Raw genomic sequence first — 18,875 nt, 5'->3', positions numbered from 1 at the left:
GCTTCAGTGCAACTCTAACTTGCAACTGCAGTGGATTTATTCCCCTTTGATTTCAAGCAGCTTCAAGCGCAGGTCGTTTTCCATGTTGGCGAGTTCGTGTTCAGCCTGGCGGCGCTTGTGGCGGCCATCCTCCTGGATTCGCATGGTTTCTTCCAGAGTAGTAATGAGGTTTTCCTGCGTCTTCTTAAGGGTTTCGATATCTACCAAACCGCGCTCATTTTCTTTGGCGGTTTCAATTGTATTGGTTTTAAGCATTTCGGCATTTTTCAGGAGCAGCTCATTAGTCGTTTTGGAAACCTGTTTCTGTGCTTCGACCGCGTGGCGCTGCCGGATCAGTGTTAGGGCAATCGCGACCTGGTTTTTCCAAAGCGGAATCGCCGTCATGATGGAAGACTGGATTTTCTCCACCAATGCCTGATTTGTATTTTGAATCAGCCTGATTTGCGGAGCGCTTTGAATCGTAATTTCACGGCTCAGCTTTAAGTCATGCAGCCGCTTGTCGAGCCGGTCGGCAAATTGGATCATGTCGTTCACTTCCTGGAACTTCATTTGATCCTGTGTTTGCTGGGCAGCCCGCTTTAATTCAGGAATCGTTTTTTCGTTCAGCTCCTCAAGCTTCAGTTCACCGGCCGCAATATAGATGTTCAATGCGTTGAAATATTCCTTGTTATTTTCATAGAGTTTTTCAAGCATGCCAATATCGGATAAAAGAACATTCTTGCTTCGATCAAGTTTTACAGAGATGCGGTCGATCTGTGCACCGGTTTTTTGGTACTTGGATAACACCTCTTGTATCGAGCCGGAAAGCTTTCCGAACATTCTGCCGAAAAAGGATGGCTTTTCTGGTTTGAGCTCATCCGGGCTCACTTCATTCAGCCGCTTCATCAAATCGCTGATGATCTCGCCGACTTCCCCGACATCTTTCTTTTGAACATGCTCCAGCATCGTGTGGGAAAACGCCAATAATTTCCCCTGGGCCTGTGTCCCATAAGAAATCATCGCCTGGTGATTCTTCGGATCAATTTGCTGGGCAAGCTGCAGCGCCTTTGCCTTATTCTCCTCCGGAATCACATCAATCAATTTTACCGGCTTGGCCTCCTGTGAAGGCTGGACCGGCTGCATCGCCAATTCCGGGCTATCTCCAAACGGATTGGCGAGAATGTCATCCATGATGCTGTCTGTATTTTTTAAAAGGTCTGGGTTTTTTTCACTCATCTGTTGGACCTCCTGTTTTCTGCTTTATATCTTTCTTCACGAGTGGTATAGATCGGTATCTCTACTTTTTCTTTAGTATGCGTATTGATCGAATATCTTGGCCCAGTCTGCTGTTGGCTTTCGGTCTTTTCCTCTTCTTCAGCACGCTTGTTAGCATTAGTTTCTGTATGAACGAAGTGGCTAGGAGCAGCAGGGACTTCAGGTTTTGCCGTGTTTTTAGGCAAAGGAACGGACTGCCTGGCTTCATTTTTAATATCATTGGCGGTTTTGATTGAATGCTTGGCAACATCAATCTCAAAGCTCAGGTGCTCCAGGTCGTTTGAAAGAACCTGGTACAGATCCTTTTCAACTGCCTTTGAAAGCTCCGACAATGTCTCCCGGGTCTGGTACAATGCTTCGTCAAGCTCCCGGTTTTTCTTAGGCTGTGAGGAGATGAATGCATATTTTTCCGTCAGTTCAAGTATTGAATCCAAATGGGAAAAATAAAACCGCTCCGCCTGATAAAAACGTTTAGGCTCCTTTTTCGTCATGGAATAGATCTTCCGGATCACACGAAAAAGTTCGATTCTTTGTTTTATAGATGGAAAGTGGCGAATGGAAAACAATGTTTTATTTAAACGAGAGATTTTTTTCTTTGCTTCATCTAAGTTCTTTCTTATATAGCGGTATTCCTTTCGCGTCAGCCCATGTTTTTTAAGGAAACGGGCGTCGGAAAAAATGCCAGCCAGCCAGTAAATCAAAGCTCCCCCGGCCAATGCGGCGGCTGATGAAAGCAGAAATGGAAATTCCAGTCCGAAAAAGCTGATGAGCCAAATGACCACTGCTGCCGGGATTGCCGCTGCCGACCTTATAAGAAACGAAAGAAACGGGTTCATTGTATCGACTCCTTACTAAAATCCTATCTATACTTACGAATGAAAGGGAAACAATGTTTCACTCCACGGAAATTTTCCATAAAAAGACTTCTTCCTATTAAATTCAACAATACACGATTTATTTCCTTTTTTCCACAGTCTGCAACTGTAGTAAATCTAGGACCTGAGACGTAGTTGAGAACTTTTTTACTCCAGGCTTTGACAAAAAAACAGCTTTTCTGCCCTTTTTCCCTGAATCCACACGTTGATAAGAATTCTTTCCTTCCGAAAAAATGGTACTATATAAAATAGACAACAATTTAGTGAACTTTTAATAAGGTGAATGAGGTGAATGATTTGGCCTGGAAAATAAACAGATCGGCTGCCCAAAAGGTGGACCGCTTTGAAGTGATTGTGGATGAGGTCACTCTTCCAAATGGAGATGAAAAAAACTTCTCTTATTTAAGCTTTGCCAAAGGTGTTTGCATCCTTCCGATTACGGAGGATCATCAGGTACTTTGTTTAAAGCAGTATCGACATGCGTTTAAAAGCTGGGAGTGGGAGCTGCCGGCAGGGATGATTGATGATGAGAACGCGCCGCCGCTCGAGACAGCCAAGCGGGAGCTCGAGGAAGAAACGGGCTATGTGGCGGAGCATTGGCTGGAACTTGGAAGCTTCTACCCTTCCCCTGGTTCAACCAGCGAGGAAATTTTTCTGTTTGCCGCGGCGGGTTTAAAACCGGCAGAACAGAAGTTAGAGAACAGCGAGCAAATCGATGTACATAAAATAACCATGGGCGAACTGAAGGAACTTGTGCTCGATGGGGAATTCCGTCACGGAGCAGGACTGGCCGCCATCCTGAGGTATAAATTCAAGACTGATTAATATCGATCTGCATTCAAAGCCCCTTGCCGGGAATTCGCAAGGGGCCTTTTTGCTATCGTGACATTTTAAGCAGAACCTTCCACATTGGGGTGGTGGACTTTAGATCCCGTTCCTCTTTGAACTTGAAGATAGAAGCAGCACGGCACTTTTATAATCGTTCTCTCTTAATGCCCGTGCTCTTTTAGCGCCATGTTCCTTTAGTTCGGCACTCTCTTAAAGGGGGTCAGACCCGCTTTCGCAGGCTAAAGGGTGCCTGACCCGCTTTGCCTGGGTGTAGTGGTAGTGGGCTTTGGTTCGAAGTTTGGTTTTGAGCTGTTCGCATCGGGCGTCTTTTATTAATGCTTGATTGTGGTTGTGCAAGAATAGATGGAAATGGTATTTCAGTTTCGAAATCGCTTTCACATTTTATTCCTCCTTTTCAATAGAAACCTCATGATTTCGTCTTGTGAGCAGGCTGAATGGAAGCAGCTATGAATTTTGCCTGAATGGTTACTACAGTATTCGATCTATATAACATATTTATGTCCTTAAGCTATCAAATGATCACTGGCCGTTTCAAGAGGTAAAATCCTTATTCTCACAAGAGCCTTATCTGGGTATTTCGTCTCCTTCTTTACCCTATTAAATCACCGGGGAAACTCCCCCAAGCTCAACCTCGGTTCCCTTGAAACCATGCGCACAAATGTACAAATAAAAAAAATGCTGCGAGAACCTCAAGCCTCCCGCAGCATTTTCTTCAAATTTTATTTAAAACGGTACTTTGTTACAGAACGGTAAACCTCATCCTTCTCGAGGACACACGGCTTAAAGTGCGGCTGATGTATGGAATCCGGCAGGCCCTGTGTTTCTAGACATAATCCCAGATAAGGGCGTGCCTGTGCACCGCGAATGGAGAAGTCCCCGGAAAGCTGGCTGCTCGTGTAAAGGACAACCCCAGGCTGATCGGTTTCCACAATCAGCTTGCGTCCGCTCTGTTCATCCTCCAGAACGATTTCTTCGTTATTATTCTCCGCCAGAATGAAAGGATGGTCATACCCTTTCCCTGCCAGGATATTCTGTGGATGGTCCGACTTTGCTCCATCCTTGATTTTCCTTCCCTGTGTAAAATCAAAAGGCGTATTCTCAACAGAAAGAATTTCCCCTGTCGGAATCAAGTCATCTCTCAGTTCAAGGAACTCATTGCTCTTTAATGTTAACACGTGTTCCAGGATGTCCCTTTTGAGATCTCCTGACAGGTTAAAATAAGTATGGTTAGTGACATTCAGCAGCGTCCTTTGATCAGATACACCTTCATAAGTGATCTGCAGCTCATTGTCATTGTTCAATGTATAGATGACCTTCATGCTCAGATTTCCTGGATAGCCTTCTTCGCCATCCCTGCTGAAGTAGGTGAACACTAAAGAGACGGCATTCTCGCCTTCTTCGATCTCGCCATTCCAGATCACCTTGTCAAACCCTTTCAGGCCGCCGTGCAGATGGTTGCCATTATCGTTTTTAGCCAGCTGGTAAACCCGGTTGCGGAGTTCGAATTCCGCACCGGAAATCCTACCGGCGACGCGGCCGACAACCGCTCCAAAAAAAGGAGAGTTCTCAAGGTATTCGTCCAAAGAGTCAAATCCCAAGACGACATTTTCCAAAACCCCATTTTGATCTGGCGCATTGATTTTCGTAATGATGCAGCCAAAATCGAGGGAGGTCACTTCCATCCCATGGTCATTCACCATGGTAAAAGCCGTGACATCCTGGCCATCCAGCTCTCCAAATTTCTCCTTAAATACCTTCATTCTACCGACTCCATTCTTTATAGTACTTGAGTAAAGCGGCGGAATGCGTCTTGCCCCGCTTGATTGCGCTTATATACTCCTGCATCTTCTAATACCCTCAAGAATTTGGCGCCAACCTCTTTTTTGACGATTTCTGCCACTGTATCTTCTGCAAGCTGTTCCTGATATTTCTGCTTCATCTCCTCTGCCCATGGCAAGTGATAAGCAGCGAGGTCACTAGGCTCCCCCAGTAAAAACTTTTCCACTTCAGCAAGCTCGGTCTTCAGCCGGGCAGGGAGGACAGCAAGGCCCATGACCTCAATCAGGCCGATGTTTTCCTTTTTAATATGGTGAACATCTCCGTGTGGATGGAAAATCCCCATTGGGTGTTCCTCGGTTGTCCGGTTGTTGCGGAGAACCAGGTCCAGCTCATACTGGCCGTTCCGCATCCGCGCAATTGGCGTGATGGTGTTATGCCGGGTATCCCCGCTGTACGCTTCGATTTGTACGGAGCTGTCGCTATGATTCTTCCATTTTTCTAAAATATGCTGAGAGGCATCAACGAGGCTGGCTTTATCCTTGGCCCTCAGACGGATGACCGACATTGGCCATTTCACGGTTGCAGCGTGAACCTCCGGATGGCTTTCAATGGTAAAAACATATTCCTCTTCCGCCTTTGCCATCGCGAATTCATAGTTTCCGCCCTGGTAATGGTCATGGGTGAGAATCGAGCCGCCAACAATCGGCAGGTCTGCATTCGAGCCGATAAAATAATGCGGAAACTGATCAACAAAATCAAGAAGCCTTGTAAACGAGTCCCGGTCAATCTTCATGTCCCGATGCTCGCCCGACAGCAGGATGCAGTGCTCATTGTAGTAGACATACGGAGAGTACTGGAAATACCAGGCTTCCCCCGACAGCCCCACCCGAATCATACGGTGGTTGGAGCGTGCAGGGTGGCCCAGGCGTCCGGCATAGCCTTCATTTTCAATGCACAGCAGGCACTTCGGATAATTTGCGGCGTGCTGCTTCCGTTCCCGTTCCATCGCAATTTCCTTCGGGTCCTTTTCCGGCTTGGAAAGGTTTATGGTAATATCCAGGTCTCCATAATCCGTTTCTGCCTTATAGCTGATATTTTTGGCAATCCGCTTTGTCTGGATATAATTGCTGTTTTGGCTCAGCTGGTAAAAATAGTCGGTCGCCTCCTCCGGATTGCTTTCATACCTTTCATAAAAGAACCGGTTGACATCCGATGGCCTCGGCATGAACACGTTCATGATTTTGCTTCCCAGGATTTCTTTTTCATCAAAAAGGTCTTCAATCAGGCCCTTTTCAACGGCATAGTTTACCAGGGCGTCCACAAGCTCAGGCAGGTCCTTGCCGCTGTTTTCGCCTCCCTGTTCAGGGAAGTCCTCCAGTGACAAGAGGGCCATAATCTGGTTGCGGGCATAAATTCCGTCCTCTTCGGGAATCAGTTCGCTGATCACACCCTGCTTAACGATTTCGTCTATAGCTGCATAAATTTCCATGAAAGCTCCCTCCTAGTCGTTATAGCCGTTCGGATTTGCCTGATGCCAATTCCAGGCATCCTGGATGATCTGGTGAATCCTCGTCCGGCTTGGCATCCATCCCAATACTTCTACCGCTTTTGCTGAAGAGGCAATCAGGCTGCTTGGATCCCCGGCCCTGCGTTCAACAATTTTAGCCGGAATTTCGTGCTTTGTTACTTCCCTGGCTGCCTCGATGATTTCTTTTACCGAGAATCCCTGGCTCGAACCGAGATTGAAGATATTGCTCTCGCCGCCATTCTGCAGGTAGCGCAGCGCGAGGATATGGGCATCAATTAGATCCTCAACGTGAATATAGTCGCGGATGCAGGTTCCATCCTCTGTATCATAGTCATCCCCGAAGATGGAAATATATTCGCGCTGACCAAGTGCGACCTGGAGGACAACCGGAATCAAATGGGTTTCGGGATCATGATCCTCGCCAATCTCTCCAGTCGATCTTGCACCGGCAACATTAAAATAACGCAGCGAGACGAACTTGATTCCATGTGCGCTGTCGCACCACTTCATCATTTTTTCCATCGTCAGCTTGGTTTCACCGTAGGCGTTGGTCGGAGCGGTTGTCATTTCCTCCGTAATCGGCATTACTTCTTGTTCGCCATAGGTCGCGGCCGTTGAGGAGAAGACAATGTTTTTAACGCCAAATTCAATCATGACGTCAAGCAGGACCTGTGTTCCATAAACATTGTTATCAAAATATTTGATCGGGTTTGTCATCGATTCCCCAACCAGGGAGCTGGCTGCAAAGTGGATGACTCCCTCAATCTTTTCGTTTTGGAAAACACTTCTCAGAAATTCTTTGTCCCGGATGTCCCCATTGTAAAATTTCGCGTCAGGATGGACGGCGGCCTTGTGGCCAGTCAGCAGATTATCCACCACCACGACGTCCATTTTCTGGTCAATAAGCTGGTAAACGGCGTGGGAGCCGATATACCCGGCACCGCCTAAAACGAGAATACTCATTTATAGAACCTCCTTCGTGATTTCCTTTGTTCCGTCCCCAATGCTAGCAACATAGAAGGTTGCCTCATAGCCGATGGTTTCCTCATATTTCTTACCCACAGCTTCGATAAACTCTTCCACCTGGTCCTTTACAACGATGGCAATCGCACATCCACCGAAGCCAGCGCCTGTCATGCGGGCCCCAAGGGTACCTTTTTGCTCCCAGGCAGCTTCCGCCAGTGTATCCAGCTCAATTCCCGTCACCTCATAATCTTCTTTTAAGGAACGGTGTGAAGCATTGATCAGCCCTCCAAAAGTCTGAAGTTCCCCTGCTCTAAGGGCCGCCAGTGCTTTTAGTGTACGCTGGTTCTCATAAACGGCATGCTTTGCCCTTCTTTCAAGGACTTCATCATTAATCAGGTGCCTGTTGGCCTCGAACTCCTCTTCAGAAAGCTCGCCAAGGGTCTCAATCTTCAGCTCCTTCTGCAGGCGCTCAAGCGCGGTTTCGCATTGGCTGCGGCGTTCATTGTATTTGGAATCCGCCAGCTCCCGCCTTTTATTGGTGTTCATGATGATAATCTGGTAGTCTGCGAGATTTAATGGCGCATATTCGTATTTCAGTGTATTGCAGTCCAGAAGGATCGCACAGTCTGTTTTTCCCATCCCAACGGCAAACTGATCCATGATCCCGCTGTTGACGCCGATAAATTTGTTTTCGACCTTCTTTCCAAGCTTTACAAGGTCCAGCCGTTCAATCCCGAAGCCGAACATTTCATTTACCATGACGCCAATCAGCAGCTCAAGGGATGCCGATGAAGACAGACCTGCTCCATTTGGAATATTCCCATTAACCAGGATATCCAGTCCGCATGGAAGTTCTGAGCCTGCTTCCTGAAGGTAGCGGATCATCCCTTTCGGATAGTTGGCCCAGTTATGTTCTTTTCGGTAGTCCAGCTCATCAAGGCTAAACTCAATGATGCCTTTGTCTACAAAATTCATGGAGTATAAACGGATCTGCCTGCCTTCTCTTTTCCTTGCCACTCCATAGGTTCCAAACGTGATTGCACCAGGAAACACATGTCCCCCATTGTAATCGGTATGCTCCCCTATTAGATTAATCCTCCCCGGTGAAAAAAACACTCGGGTTTCATTGCTGTTTTCCTTATATAGTTCATTAAATGTGTTTAATAGAATTTCAGTTTTCATAGCCAAGCCCCTCTCATCTCCATAAAATTTGTTCGAAAGCGCTTTACATTCATTTTAAACAAAAGGTAAAAAATAATCAATCGTTTTTACTAAAAATTTAACTTTATTTTTAACTATGGTGAATTACACTTTTGACATGAGACAGGAGCCTCTTCTTCGCGGCCTCCCATGAGCCGCTTTCCCACTGCCCTTGCCCGCACAAACCTCACAATACATAAAAAAAGAGCAGCCAGAAAATTTCTAGCTGCTGCTTCCGCGGATTTCCAGTTTTGTCGAGACAGTTACGGTTTTCGCTATTTGGCGGTCGCCCATTCTTTCAAGGAGCAAATCAACCGCTGTCTCTCCCATTACTTCTGTATAAACCTTTACCGTGCTTAACGGAGGGTGGACATATTTCGAAACGGAGATATCGTTGACCCCAATAAGGCTCACCGCATCCGGCACGGCAATCCCGGCCTCATGGACAGCCTTCAGGGCGCCGATGGCAAGTGAGTCGTTTCCAACAAAAAAGGCGGTCGGCAGACTTTCCGCATGATCGGCAATTGCCTGTTTCATCAGCTTGTACCCGTCATCGACGGAAAAACGGCCCATATAGACAAGTTCCGGGTCAAAAAGCCCCTTTTCCTTAAGGAACTTCTCATAGCTGACCCTCCGCGGATCCTCAATGATGGCGGTCTGGTCTTTATAGGCTTCCCGGCCGCCAATGTAGCCAATTTTGGTGTGGCCGCGGGACATAAAGTAAGTAAGGGCATTTTCAGTAGCCCGATAGAAATTGCTCACGACAGCATCAAATTGATCCTCGTCGGGTGAACAGTCGACAAACACGAGATTTTCTGTCTGCTTTCTCAGTTCCTCTGCCTGCTTCCTGCTGAACTTGCCAATCGCAATGATTCCGTTCACCTCTTCGCTGGCCCTGGGATTGTCCAGTGACAGCCTGGTGATCTGAATCCCCTGGGCTTCACAGCGTTTTTCAACGCCCAGCCTGATTGACATATAGTACATGTCTTCCAGTTCTTCCGTTTCCGTATACCAATTCACGATCGCTATTTTATAAGTGTTCGGCCGCCGACCCGCTTTTTTCCGGTACCTCAGCTGTTCAGCGACTTCAAACACCTTTTGCTTTGTCTCTTCACTGACGGAGAGGGTGGTATCATAGTTAAGCACCCTGGAGACGGTCGCAATTGAAACCCCCACTGCTTCAGCTATATCTTTAATCGTTGCCATAATCTTCTCCTTGTACTGTCATTCCTTGGGACGAACCTTCTGTCATTTTTTACATAAATCAACAGAAATAAAGCCTTTACAATATCATAACATACTTTTAACTAAAATTTTTACCATAAATAATTGGGTTTTATGGCGGTAAATAAATCCTGTTTTTTACATATTTCACCTTTTGGTAACGCTTTCGTAATGAAACTAGTAAATTACTGAAATAATCTTGTAATATATGTATGTTATTGTAGATTCATCGGAAAATAAAGGAGATTAAACCATGAAAAAACTCTTATTCACGATGATCCCAGTATTTTTTATCTTGTTTGGAATGTCGAGCTTAGCATCAGCAGCGTCTAATACATACACTGTCAAAAAGGGAGACTCCCTGTATGGCATCGCCATCAAACATAAAACGACGGTAAACAGCATCAAGTCCTGGAACAAGCTTAAGTCCAATACGATTTATCCAAAGCAAAAGCTGAAGGTTTCCGGAACAAAAGTAACAGCAAGCAAGCCTAAAACAAAAGCAAAAACAAGCACTTCTTCTAAAACGACAAACAAAGTAGTAAAAACATTAACTGTCAACGCTTCTGCTTTTACAGCCAACTGCAAAGGCTGCTCCGGAATTACGTATACCGGAGTCAACCTTAAGAAAAATCCAAATGCGAAAGTTATTTCAGTAGATCCTAAAGTCATTCCATTGGGTTCCAAGGTTTATGTTGAAGGATATGGATATGCGGTGGCCGCTGACAAAGGCAGCGCCATTAAAGGAAAACGAATCGATGTATTCATGAATTCTTATAATAAAGCCATCCAATGGGGAAGAAGAACTGTTAAAGTCCAGATTTTAAAATAAGTGTTTTATAGAGAGCCCTTCTCAGTCGAGAAGGGCTCTTTTTATATGACTGGTAAGTATAATATTGTTTAACATTGCTATCTAACCGCAAGCTTGTCCGATTAAAGCTGTTTCTCCCAGCCTTCTCCTGTCAGTGCCATAAATCGGTTTTTATCTCGAGCATCAAGCGCTTTGTCAATCTCCTCTTGGCGCCAGTTTTCTAAAAACTGCTGCTGAACCTTCTCGATGATCTCATTCGCTCCTTTAGTGTAACGCGTCTTTTTCTTTGCCAAAATCTCCTGAGTCTCGTCCATATCATGAAATACACCTGACATTGAAGAAATATATTCATCTTGATTAAAGAAATTAGGCTTTTCACTATTCATCACGATCGATCACCTTCCTGTGTATTTAATCTTTTTTATGTTGTTAATTCTTATGTACCCGGAAATCAGGGAAGCTAACCTAAAAAATGGGATACTGCTGCTTTAACAATCGAAAGGGTGCGTACCCCCCTTCTGCGCTTTATCGCAATGGGGGTACGCACCCTTTTTTGCCCTGTCCTTCTTTATACCTAATTTTATTCTCTATAAAGAACATTGTTGTTGAACGCGTTCTCTATATAGGTTAAAATAAATTCAAACACCTAATGGAGGAATCAGCATGCCACTCATTTACATGAAAGAAATCTTCACTCCTTTACGAATGGTAGGGATCAAGATCTTTAAATCTACAGAGGGCCAGCTCTATATTAAATTAGGAAGCAGGCATAGAAGACATATTTTCTAAGGCACTGTCCTGCCCTTTCGCGGGTTCCGCCCTTAGCCAAGCCTAGAGGGCTTAACTTCGTTCCTATCTAGAAAACAAAAAATCTATGGAGTCAAAATTTTAAAAAGACGGTGAAAGAAAATGTATAAGGGGATTATCAACCGATTTGAAGAGGAGAATGCATTTGTCGAGATGGAAGGGCTGACAAAGCAATTTTCTAAATCAATATTCCCTGCATATGCAGCAGTTGGCGATGTGGTCAAAATTGAAGGAGAAAGGCAATAGTTCTGGCTGAAGAGACTGAAAAGCTGAGGCTGGAGGCAGATGAGGGTTGGGAGGAGTAATCATCCTCCTTCTGCCAGCTTCCATCCACTGCAGGCAGCACAAAAAACCCCGGTCTCATGGAAACCGGGGTTGTTTTTTTACTTTATCTTTAATCCATCAGCAGTTTCTTCTATTGGCAGAAACAATGGCCTCTCGCTTCCATGCGGCGTATCTGGATAATGAGTTGCCAGGAAGGTTTGTCCATCAAGGCCAGTGAAAAGGCTGGAATGGCCTGCGTTTCGGTCCATCAGCAGCTGATCCTCGTGGATCCAGGGACCTTCAATGCTCCCTGACCGCGAGCGGGCGATCGCCACTGTATAGCCGCCATATCCTTTGTCGCCATAATTTGGAACAGAATAGCTGGACCAGAGCATCAGCAGGTCGCCATTTTGTGCATGATACAGGAATGGTGCGTCCGTGAGATATCCCTGCTTCTCAATTCGCGGGTCTCCGAACAGCCGGATCCATCTCATTTCCGCCGCATTTAAAATGTCGACCGGCTCCCCGAAGGACTGCTTCAGATCACGGGTCAGCCTGATAGCCTTAATTTTGCCCTCGTATTCCTGGGTCCATTCATGGCAAAAGATCATCCAGCGCTGCCCTTCTTGGTCTTCATAGAAGGTTCCGTCCAAGCATTCCCAATCCTTTGGCGTAACAGCACCATCACTGTGCGGAGAATATGGGCCGCCAGGGTGATCCGCAGCCAAAATGCCTGTACCGCGATGTTCGCCAATACCGCCCTTAAAGGTGGCAAACATATAAAATCTGCCTTCAATTTTAAAAACTTCAGGAGCCCAGTAGTGGCGCACTCCCCAAAAACCCTGCGGCGGATCGAAGGCGATATAGGGGCCTTCCCAGGTCTCAAGATCTTTGCCGACATACACTTCAAACACCGGATCCTTGTCTCCGCAGCCATCCGCGAAGGTCGTCCCAAATAAATAGTATTGATTTTCCTCAGGATAAGGGAATACAAAGGGATCCCTCATATGAATGTCCTCTCTGTTCACCATTTGGACGGTACGAAATCCTTTTTTCACGGATTATCCCTCCACAATTCCTGAATGCCACATATCATTAATCTTCCTGATTTCCTTCAGCTCGCATTTCGGCTTACGGTCATAGGTCAAAAGCCCGTTGATTTCCTGTTCAACATCTGTCAGCTGGGTATAGCAGTAGCCATGCAGGGCTTTTGAAGCATAAATTGCTTCCATGATCCTCCGGTAGTCAGCGACAAATTCATCAGCACCGGTAACGGACGTATATCCCCAGCCGGCATCTTCACCGACTTTAAAGCCAATTCCGCCAAACTCTGTCAGAAGGATCGGCTCTCCCTGATGCTCGAATCCGTTGGCATAAATCTTTCGTTTAGCTGGCTGTGACTGGAGCAGCTGTTCCTTTGTCGAGATGGATTGTTTGTAATGGTCATATTTTGCTGTTTCGTCCGCATTGCCATGATTATAATTATGAATGGCGCAAATATCGGACCGCGTGAGCTCCCAGCCGTCATTTGAAATCACGAGGCGTGTTGCATCAAGGGATTTCACCAAATGGTACATCGCAAGTGAATGGTTTTGCTGCAGCCTGTCTGCACGCACATTCGGGATTCCCCAGCTTTCATTCAGCGGTACCCATGCCACGATGGACGGGTGGTTGTAGTCACGTTCAATGATCTCAATCCATTCCCTGGTCAGGCGCGCAGCCGCTTTGTCATTAAAGGATGGAGAGGCGGCACATTCTCCCCAGACAAGGAAGCCAAGCTGGTCTGCCCAGTAAAGGAATCGCGGATCTTCGACTTTTTGATGCTTGCGGCAGCCATTGAAGCCCATTTCCTTGGCAAGCTCGATATCAAGCTTGAGCGCCTCATCACTTGGTGCTGTCAGCAAGCCTTCAGGCCAGTAGCCCTGGTCCAGTACAAGCTTCTGGTAATATGGCTTATTATTCAGGTACACCATTCCGTCTTCTGTGTGAACCTTTCTCATCCCGAAATAGGCGTCAATTTCATCTAAAATTTCTCCCTGTTCTTTTACCGCCAGCTTCACGTCGAATAAATTGGGATTTTCAGGTGTCCAGCACCAGCCATCATGGTGAAAATGAGTGCGGAAGATTTTATTCTGGAACAGGTTGATGGAGCGATGATTGTTTTTTTCAAACAGCTGGATGACGTCCTTGGCCACCGGCTCTCCTTTAAAGGAAATTTCTACTTCCACCTGCTTGCCGGCAATGTTACCTTCCACCTCTACCTCAAGGTGTACATCCCCTCTATCGACATCCGGGGTGAATTTTACACTTGAGAAATGAACAGGATTGACTGCTTCCATCCAGACCGTCTGCCAAATACCAGTTGTTCTGGTATACCAGATGGAATCCGACTTTTCGATCCAGTACTGCTTTCCTCTGGGGATGGTTTCATCCGTTGACGGATCCTCTACTCTTACAACCACACTTTCTGTTCCCCAGTTTAAATAATGAGTGACATCGAAGGAGAAGGAGACATTCCCTCCTTCGTGGAAACCGACCAGCTGCTCGTTGACATACACCCACGCACGGTAATCGACAGCTCCAAAATGGAGGATGACCTGCTGCCCTTTCCAGTCGGCGGGAACTGTCAGCTCGCGGCGGTACCATACATGATCATGGAACCCAGGATCTTCAATCCCGCTCAGTTTCGTCTGATAGGCAAATGGGACATTGATTTCTTTTGTAAAAGCAGCACCGTTTCTCTGCCAGGCCTCTTTTACCCCGACATTTTCATCATCGAAGGCAAACTGCCAGGTGCCGTTCAGGTTTAACCAATTCTTTCGTTTAAGCTGAGGTCTTGGATATTCTTGGCGCATCATAACTGTTATCTCCTTTATTGACTGCTATTGATTCATGGCGAAGCACATAGCTTTTATTTAATTCCTGAGTTCGTAACACTTTTAACAAAATATTTATTGGCTACGAGGAAAACCACGATTGCCGGAATGGTTGCCACCATGGTCGCCGCCATCATCCCTGCAGGATTGACGAAATTGGATCCTTGAATCAAGGTGGCAATTCCAAGGGTAAGTGTTTTCATTTCATTTGAGTTAATGACCAGCGACGGCCACAGGTAATCATTGTAAATTCCCATAAAGGTAATGACGCCGAGCGTTACGGCAACTGGCTTGATAGCCGGAAAAATCACATGGCGCAAAATCTGCATCTGGGACGCACCATCAAGATAGGCCGCTTCCTCAAGGTCCTTCGGAAAGCTTACGAGGAAGTTGTAGATAAGGAAGACACCCATCGTGCTCGCCGTATATGGCAGAATCAGCGGAATGAAGGTATCGAGCAGATTAAAGCTTTTAAAAATATAGAATGCAGGGAACAGCGTCACAATTCCCGGAATGGTCAACGCCATAATAATGATTCCAATGATGATGTTTTTACCTGGCACATTTAAACGAGCCAGGGAGTAGGCCGCCAAAATATCAATGACTACGACAAGAATCGTGCCAACGGCAGTTATTACCGCGGTGTTAAACACCCATAGCAGGATTGGCGCATCACTTGTCGGCGAGAAAATATCCACATAGTTCTGCAGTGTCCATACCTTTGGAAGGATGGCCGAGCTTGACATGGATTCACTTAGGGTTTTAAAGGAAGTGAATACCATCCAGACCAGCGGTAAAAGGAATAATATGGCGATCAAGACAGCCAAAGTGACAATGATGATGTTTTTTTGCTTTCGTCTCATGTTAATTCACTTCCTTTTTGCGGTAGGACATAAAGTATTGCGCCGCTGTAACGAGCAGCATGATGATTCCCATCAGAATCGCCATCGATGAACCGATGCCAAGCTGGTTCATTCCGAAAACTGTATTTTGGATGCCCATCGTCAAGGTGGTTGTGGATTGCTCCGGACCTCCTGCCGTAATCAGGCGTGACTGACCGTACAGGTTAAATGAAGCAATCACCGTCATAATAATGATGAAAAAGGCCACGTTTTTGATTTGAGGCAAGGTAATGTAAATAAATTTCCTGAATGCATTGGCCCCATCCAGATCGGCTGCTTCATAAAGGCTTGGATCGACCTCATCAAGGGCATTGATGAACAGCATCATATTGAACCCGATTGTCCACCAGACAGTCGCTATCAGGATGGACAGCCATGCATACGGCTGTTCACTGAGCCAGTTAATCGGCTGATCCAGAATGCCGATGCTGACGAGCAAATTGTTGATAAAACCGCCGTTTTCATTAAAAAGCCACAGGAAGATGGCGGATACTGCCGTAACAGAAATAGAGTAGGATACAAAGTAGATGGTCCTGAAAACAGGCTTCAGCCTGGTTGGCAGGTTATCGAGAACCAAGGCCAGTCCCAGAGCGATTATGACAAGCGGAGGAACACTGATCACTACAAATACAAGCGTATTTTTCAGAGCCAGCATAAAAGCTTCATTATATAGAGACCCGGGAGTTAAAATATCCACGTAATTTTGCAGCCCTACGAAACCGTTATTGCCTGATGACAGGTTCCAATTGTGAAGGCTGACCCAGAGGCCGAGCAGCATCGGCGCCAGCCAGAATAAAATAAAGCAAAGTACGAACGGGGAAACCATGAGGATTGCCCATGTTTTTGTCGATGTTCCTTTATGCATTTTACACACCCTCCATTAAATAGGAGAACTAATGCTCACCTTTTGCTGATTTCATGCATTTTTAGTGAGAATGGCGCAGGGATTCCCGCGCCACTCTGCTTTTTTTAGTTATTATTTCGGTTGTGTTTCAGCGATTTGCTGAGCTTTCTTTGTTGCGCTTTCCAGTTCCTTCATTAATTGATCTGCTGTCAGGTTTTCCGTGCCCACAAGTTTGGAGAACACTTTCTCATTCATGTAGCGGATTTGCTCGCCATACTGATAGACTTGCGGCGGAGCAACATAAGAGTCGAACTGCAGCGAGTTCTGGTAGGCAATCTGATATTTATCCTTCTCGGCCGTCACCTTTTCGATTGTCTTTAAGTGAACAGGTGCCTGTCCCCCATCTGCCCAGTTAATCAGGTTTTCAGGAGTGAACATGTATTTCGCGAACTCAGCAATCCCTTCTTTGACCTCTTCGTCTTCAACACTTGCAGATACTGCAAGCATATGGGCATTTCCGTAAGCCGCTTGCTGCTTGCCGATTTGCGGGATTGGAGCAACTCCAAGGCTGTCACCGAATTTTTCTTTCGCCGCCGCATAATACCAAGGGCCAGTCAAGGCAATCGCGGACTGTACTGCTTTTCCGGAATCTGCTTCCTTCATGAACGTTTTGAATTCACCATCAAGGCCAAGGCCAGCTGGAGAAACCTTATCTTTCCATACCATATCGTGGAACGTCATTAATGCATCTGCATACTCAGGCTGAGCAAAGTTCAGGGCATTTCCATCCTGAAGGTCGACGCCGTTTTGGGCAGCGATCATCAGCATATAAAACTCGACCAGGCCTGAAGATGGAACACCGAGTGCATAGAGATCTTTGTTTTTAGCCTGCAGATCAGCATTGAGTTTCTTCAGATCTTCGTAGGTTTTTGGGGCTTCCTGAGTAAATTCTTTATTATAGAACATGGTTAACGGATGGATATCAATCGGGAATCCGTAGAGCTTGCCATCTAGTTTCGCAAGGTCCATTCCAGCCTGGTGGAAGTCTGACTCTTTCAGGCCTGCTTTTTCATATAACGGGCCAACCTCCTGAATCATTCCGTCCAGACGATACGTTTCAAGGTTGTTTCCGTGAATGACAACCATGTCATAGTCGCCAGATTTATATTTTGTATAGTGATCTTTTTCTTGGCTTTCGACGATTTCATACTTATCCTGGGATGCATTGAACCCGTCGGTAATTTTTTTCATATAGGCCCCGTCACCACCGGTAAAACCGTTGATAAAGGAGATTTGAATCTTTCCGTCTTTTGACTTTGAAGCATTATTGCCGCCGGAGCATGCGCCTAAAACTAGGACACTTGCAATCAATAAAACTAGCCATTTAAAAGATTTCATCCTGTTTCCTCCTAGGAAAATAATATCTTTTGGAGCTGAAAGTTTTTTATTGGGCAAACCCTTTCATAAAACGCTTTCAACTTTATGGGGTTATTATTACATAATTTATTATTATAAATCAAGTGTTTTTATAATAATTTTTTATATCATAAAAAAGACCGACTGGAACGATCTCCAGTCAGCCTTTTTTTGAGTGCATGTCAATCTGCCGCAGCATATTGAATTTTCATTAGCAAACCTTGCTCATAGTTACCAAACTTAGAACCAAATAGATTGATGCCGCCTTGGTTCTTGGCGTCTTTTTTCACCCCGAGCTTCAGTGAGATGAAAGGCTTTTCCTGCAATTTTAAATCATCGATCGTAACGGAGGAGATCTTCATTCCATCAATAAAACTGCCTTCATGGTTGATTTTCCAGTATTTCAACACACCGTATTGAGTATTGTGGGTTTCCCACCATCCAGGGGTCAAAAAACCTCGCTCGCCCCCAAAGTCCCCAGGGCTTGTCCAGTAGCCAATCTCTTTCCCATTAATCCAGCAGGTAATATCTGAAGGCCAGTCAAAATTATGGTACGGAGCCTCCGAGCATAATTCCACCGAAAAATTCAGTTCCTCCACTTTTGCTCCATAAGGGACCCTGTTTGGAAAATGATATTCGATATACCCTGTCCGGAACCAGATAAGCTGGGCATTCTTCCGCTCAGGCTCGTAAAAAGAACGCGGGTCATCAAGAATGTGAATGATTCCTTTATCACTCAGCAGCCCGCAGGTCGGTTCAATCTCACATTGAACATATTCACCAATGCCGAGCTCGAAGGTCAATACATCCTCCTTGGCGGCTTCCTTTTCCTCCAGGTCTATGATAATCCGGTCGTAGCGCTTCGAACTGACCTTCTGGCTCCCTCGCCCGGGCACGATTTCCGTTGTGATCAATCCAGCCTCCTCAAGCTTCCTGACATTTACCGCAGCCGAGGAAAAAGGAATATTCAGAAGCTCGGACAGTTCATTGACATTCTTGGGGCCTCCGGTCAGGGAGCGGATCATTTCCATTCGGTGTTCATTTGCGAGCGCTTTACAAATTTCGATCGCTTCTTGTAATGTTAGCTGTAATGTCCTCACTTAAATCTCCTTTTTATTACATGATTAGTTATAATAAAAATACATCATATTCGTTTTCACTGCAACTTTTCTTATAAAGAAAACTTTTGTTTCTCCTTCAATTTTACAATACTTTTATATGAGACTATATGTTTATTTTGAGAAAAATGCCTTATGCGACAGACGCTGACGTGCCATCCT

The 18,875-nt window shown here is 45.7% G+C and carries 17 protein-coding genes; 3 read left to right on the top strand and 14 right to left on the bottom strand.

Translation table 11 applies throughout. From position 1 onward, the window contains the following. Nucleotides 1-36: 36 nt before the first annotated feature. On the bottom strand, nt 37-1,215 hold the full coding sequence (locus tag EV146_RS05775) for a toxic anion resistance protein (RefSeq protein WP_132003208.1): 1,179 nt from the start codon (nt 1,213-1,215) through the stop codon (nt 37-39). Then, nucleotides 1,212-2,090: a 5-bromo-4-chloroindolyl phosphate hydrolysis family protein gene (locus EV146_RS05770; RefSeq protein ID WP_132003205.1), complete on the bottom strand. Its 879-nt coding sequence runs from the start codon at nt 2,088-2,090 to the stop codon at nt 1,212-1,214. Before EV146_RS05770 ends, EV146_RS05775 begins: the two co-directional genes overlap by 4 nt. A gap of 327 nt (nt 2,091-2,417) precedes the next feature. Between EV146_RS05770 and EV146_RS05765 the strand changes: the two genes are divergently transcribed. After that, entirely contained in the window at nt 2,418-2,954 is a 537-nt protein-coding gene (locus EV146_RS05765; RefSeq protein ID WP_241993823.1) for an NUDIX hydrolase, read from the top strand. Between the two features lie 743 nt (nt 2,955-3,697). Here EV146_RS05765 and EV146_RS05760 read toward each other — a convergent pair. From EV146_RS05760 to EV146_RS05740, 5 genes are all read right to left on the bottom strand, one after another. Continuing rightward, nucleotides 3,698-4,738 carry an aldose epimerase family protein gene (locus tag EV146_RS05760; RefSeq protein ID WP_132003199.1) on the bottom strand — a complete coding sequence of 347 codons (1,041 nt, stop codon included), beginning with the start codon at nt 4,736-4,738 and terminating at the stop codon, nt 3,698-3,700. Nucleotides 4,739-4,755: 17 nt separating this feature from the next. Then, nucleotides 4,756-6,246 (bottom strand): UDP-glucose--hexose-1-phosphate uridylyltransferase, encoded by a 1,491-nt coding sequence (gene galT / locus EV146_RS05755; RefSeq protein WP_132003196.1) that lies wholly within the window; start codon nt 6,244-6,246, stop codon nt 4,756-4,758. Nucleotides 6,247-6,258: 12 nt separating this feature from the next. Further along, nucleotides 6,259-7,248, bottom strand: coding sequence for a UDP-glucose 4-epimerase GalE (gene galE, locus EV146_RS05750; RefSeq protein WP_132003193.1), 990 nt, complete (start codon nt 7,246-7,248; stop codon nt 6,259-6,261). Then, entirely contained in the window at nt 7,249-8,433 is a 1,185-nt protein-coding gene (locus EV146_RS05745) for a galactokinase (RefSeq protein ID WP_132003190.1), read from the bottom strand. It lies immediately after the preceding gene. Nucleotides 8,434-8,673: 240 nt separating this feature from the next. Continuing rightward, the gene (locus tag EV146_RS05740; protein WP_132003187.1) at nt 8,674-9,657 is read right to left on the bottom strand and encodes a LacI family DNA-binding transcriptional regulator; all 984 of its coding nucleotides are present in this window, start codon (nt 9,655-9,657) and stop codon (nt 8,674-8,676) included. Between the two features lie 271 nt (nt 9,658-9,928). Between EV146_RS05740 and EV146_RS05735 the strand changes: the two genes are divergently transcribed. Then, nucleotides 9,929-10,507: a 3D domain-containing protein gene (locus tag EV146_RS05735; RefSeq protein WP_132003183.1), complete on the top strand. Its 579-nt coding sequence runs from the start codon at nt 9,929-9,931 to the stop codon at nt 10,505-10,507. A gap of 101 nt (nt 10,508-10,608) precedes the next feature. Here EV146_RS05735 and EV146_RS05730 read toward each other — a convergent pair whose 3' ends face one another. Beyond that, nucleotides 10,609-10,872, bottom strand: coding sequence for an IDEAL domain-containing protein (locus EV146_RS05730; protein WP_121610977.1), 264 nt, complete (start codon nt 10,870-10,872; stop codon nt 10,609-10,611). Between the two features lie 523 nt (nt 10,873-11,395). On the opposite strand from EV146_RS05730, the gene EV146_RS05725 reads away from it, so the two are divergent. Continuing rightward, nucleotides 11,396-11,539 carry a DUF3006 domain-containing protein gene (locus EV146_RS05725; protein WP_241993822.1) on the top strand — a complete coding sequence of 48 codons (144 nt, stop codon included), beginning with the start codon at nt 11,396-11,398 and terminating at the stop codon, nt 11,537-11,539. A 137-nt stretch (nt 11,540-11,676) separates the two neighbouring features. On the opposite strand, the gene EV146_RS05720 is transcribed toward EV146_RS05725, so the two are convergent. The 6 genes from EV146_RS05720 to EV146_RS05695 all read right to left on the bottom strand — a co-directional run bounded on the left by EV146_RS05720 (nt 11,677) and on the right by EV146_RS05695 (nt 18,695). After that, entirely contained in the window at nt 11,677-12,615 is a 939-nt protein-coding gene (locus EV146_RS05720; protein WP_132003180.1) for a glycoside hydrolase family 43 protein, read from the bottom strand. A 3-nt stretch (nt 12,616-12,618) separates the two neighbouring features. After that, complete coding sequence (locus EV146_RS05715; RefSeq protein WP_132003177.1) at nt 12,619-14,415, bottom strand: glycoside hydrolase family 2 protein; 1,797 nt, start codon at nt 14,413-14,415, stop codon at nt 12,619-12,621. Nucleotides 14,416-14,468: 53 nt separating this feature from the next. Further along, the gene (locus EV146_RS05710; RefSeq protein WP_132003174.1) at nt 14,469-15,296 is read right to left on the bottom strand and encodes a carbohydrate ABC transporter permease; all 828 of its coding nucleotides are present in this window, start codon (nt 15,294-15,296) and stop codon (nt 14,469-14,471) included. 1 nt (nt 15,297) lies between these two features. Further along, nucleotides 15,298-16,200 (bottom strand): carbohydrate ABC transporter permease, encoded by a 903-nt coding sequence (locus EV146_RS05705; RefSeq protein WP_132003171.1) that lies wholly within the window; start codon nt 16,198-16,200, stop codon nt 15,298-15,300. Nucleotides 16,201-16,311: 111 nt separating this feature from the next. After that, entirely contained in the window at nt 16,312-17,577 is a 1,266-nt protein-coding gene (locus tag EV146_RS05700) for an ABC transporter substrate-binding protein (protein WP_132003168.1), read from the bottom strand. A gap of 200 nt (nt 17,578-17,777) precedes the next feature. After that, a complete protein-coding gene (locus EV146_RS05695; RefSeq protein WP_132003166.1) occupies nt 17,778-18,695 on the bottom strand; it encodes an ArsR/SmtB family transcription factor in 918 nt (305 codons plus the stop codon). Between the last annotated feature and the right edge of the window lie 180 nt (nt 18,696-18,875).

This window comes from Mesobacillus foraminis (assembly GCF_004340465.1).
GTDB lineage: Bacteria > Bacillota > Bacilli > Bacillales > Cytobacillaceae > Mesobacillus_B > Mesobacillus_B foraminis.
This window is presented reverse-complemented; position numbering and strand designations above follow the sequence as displayed.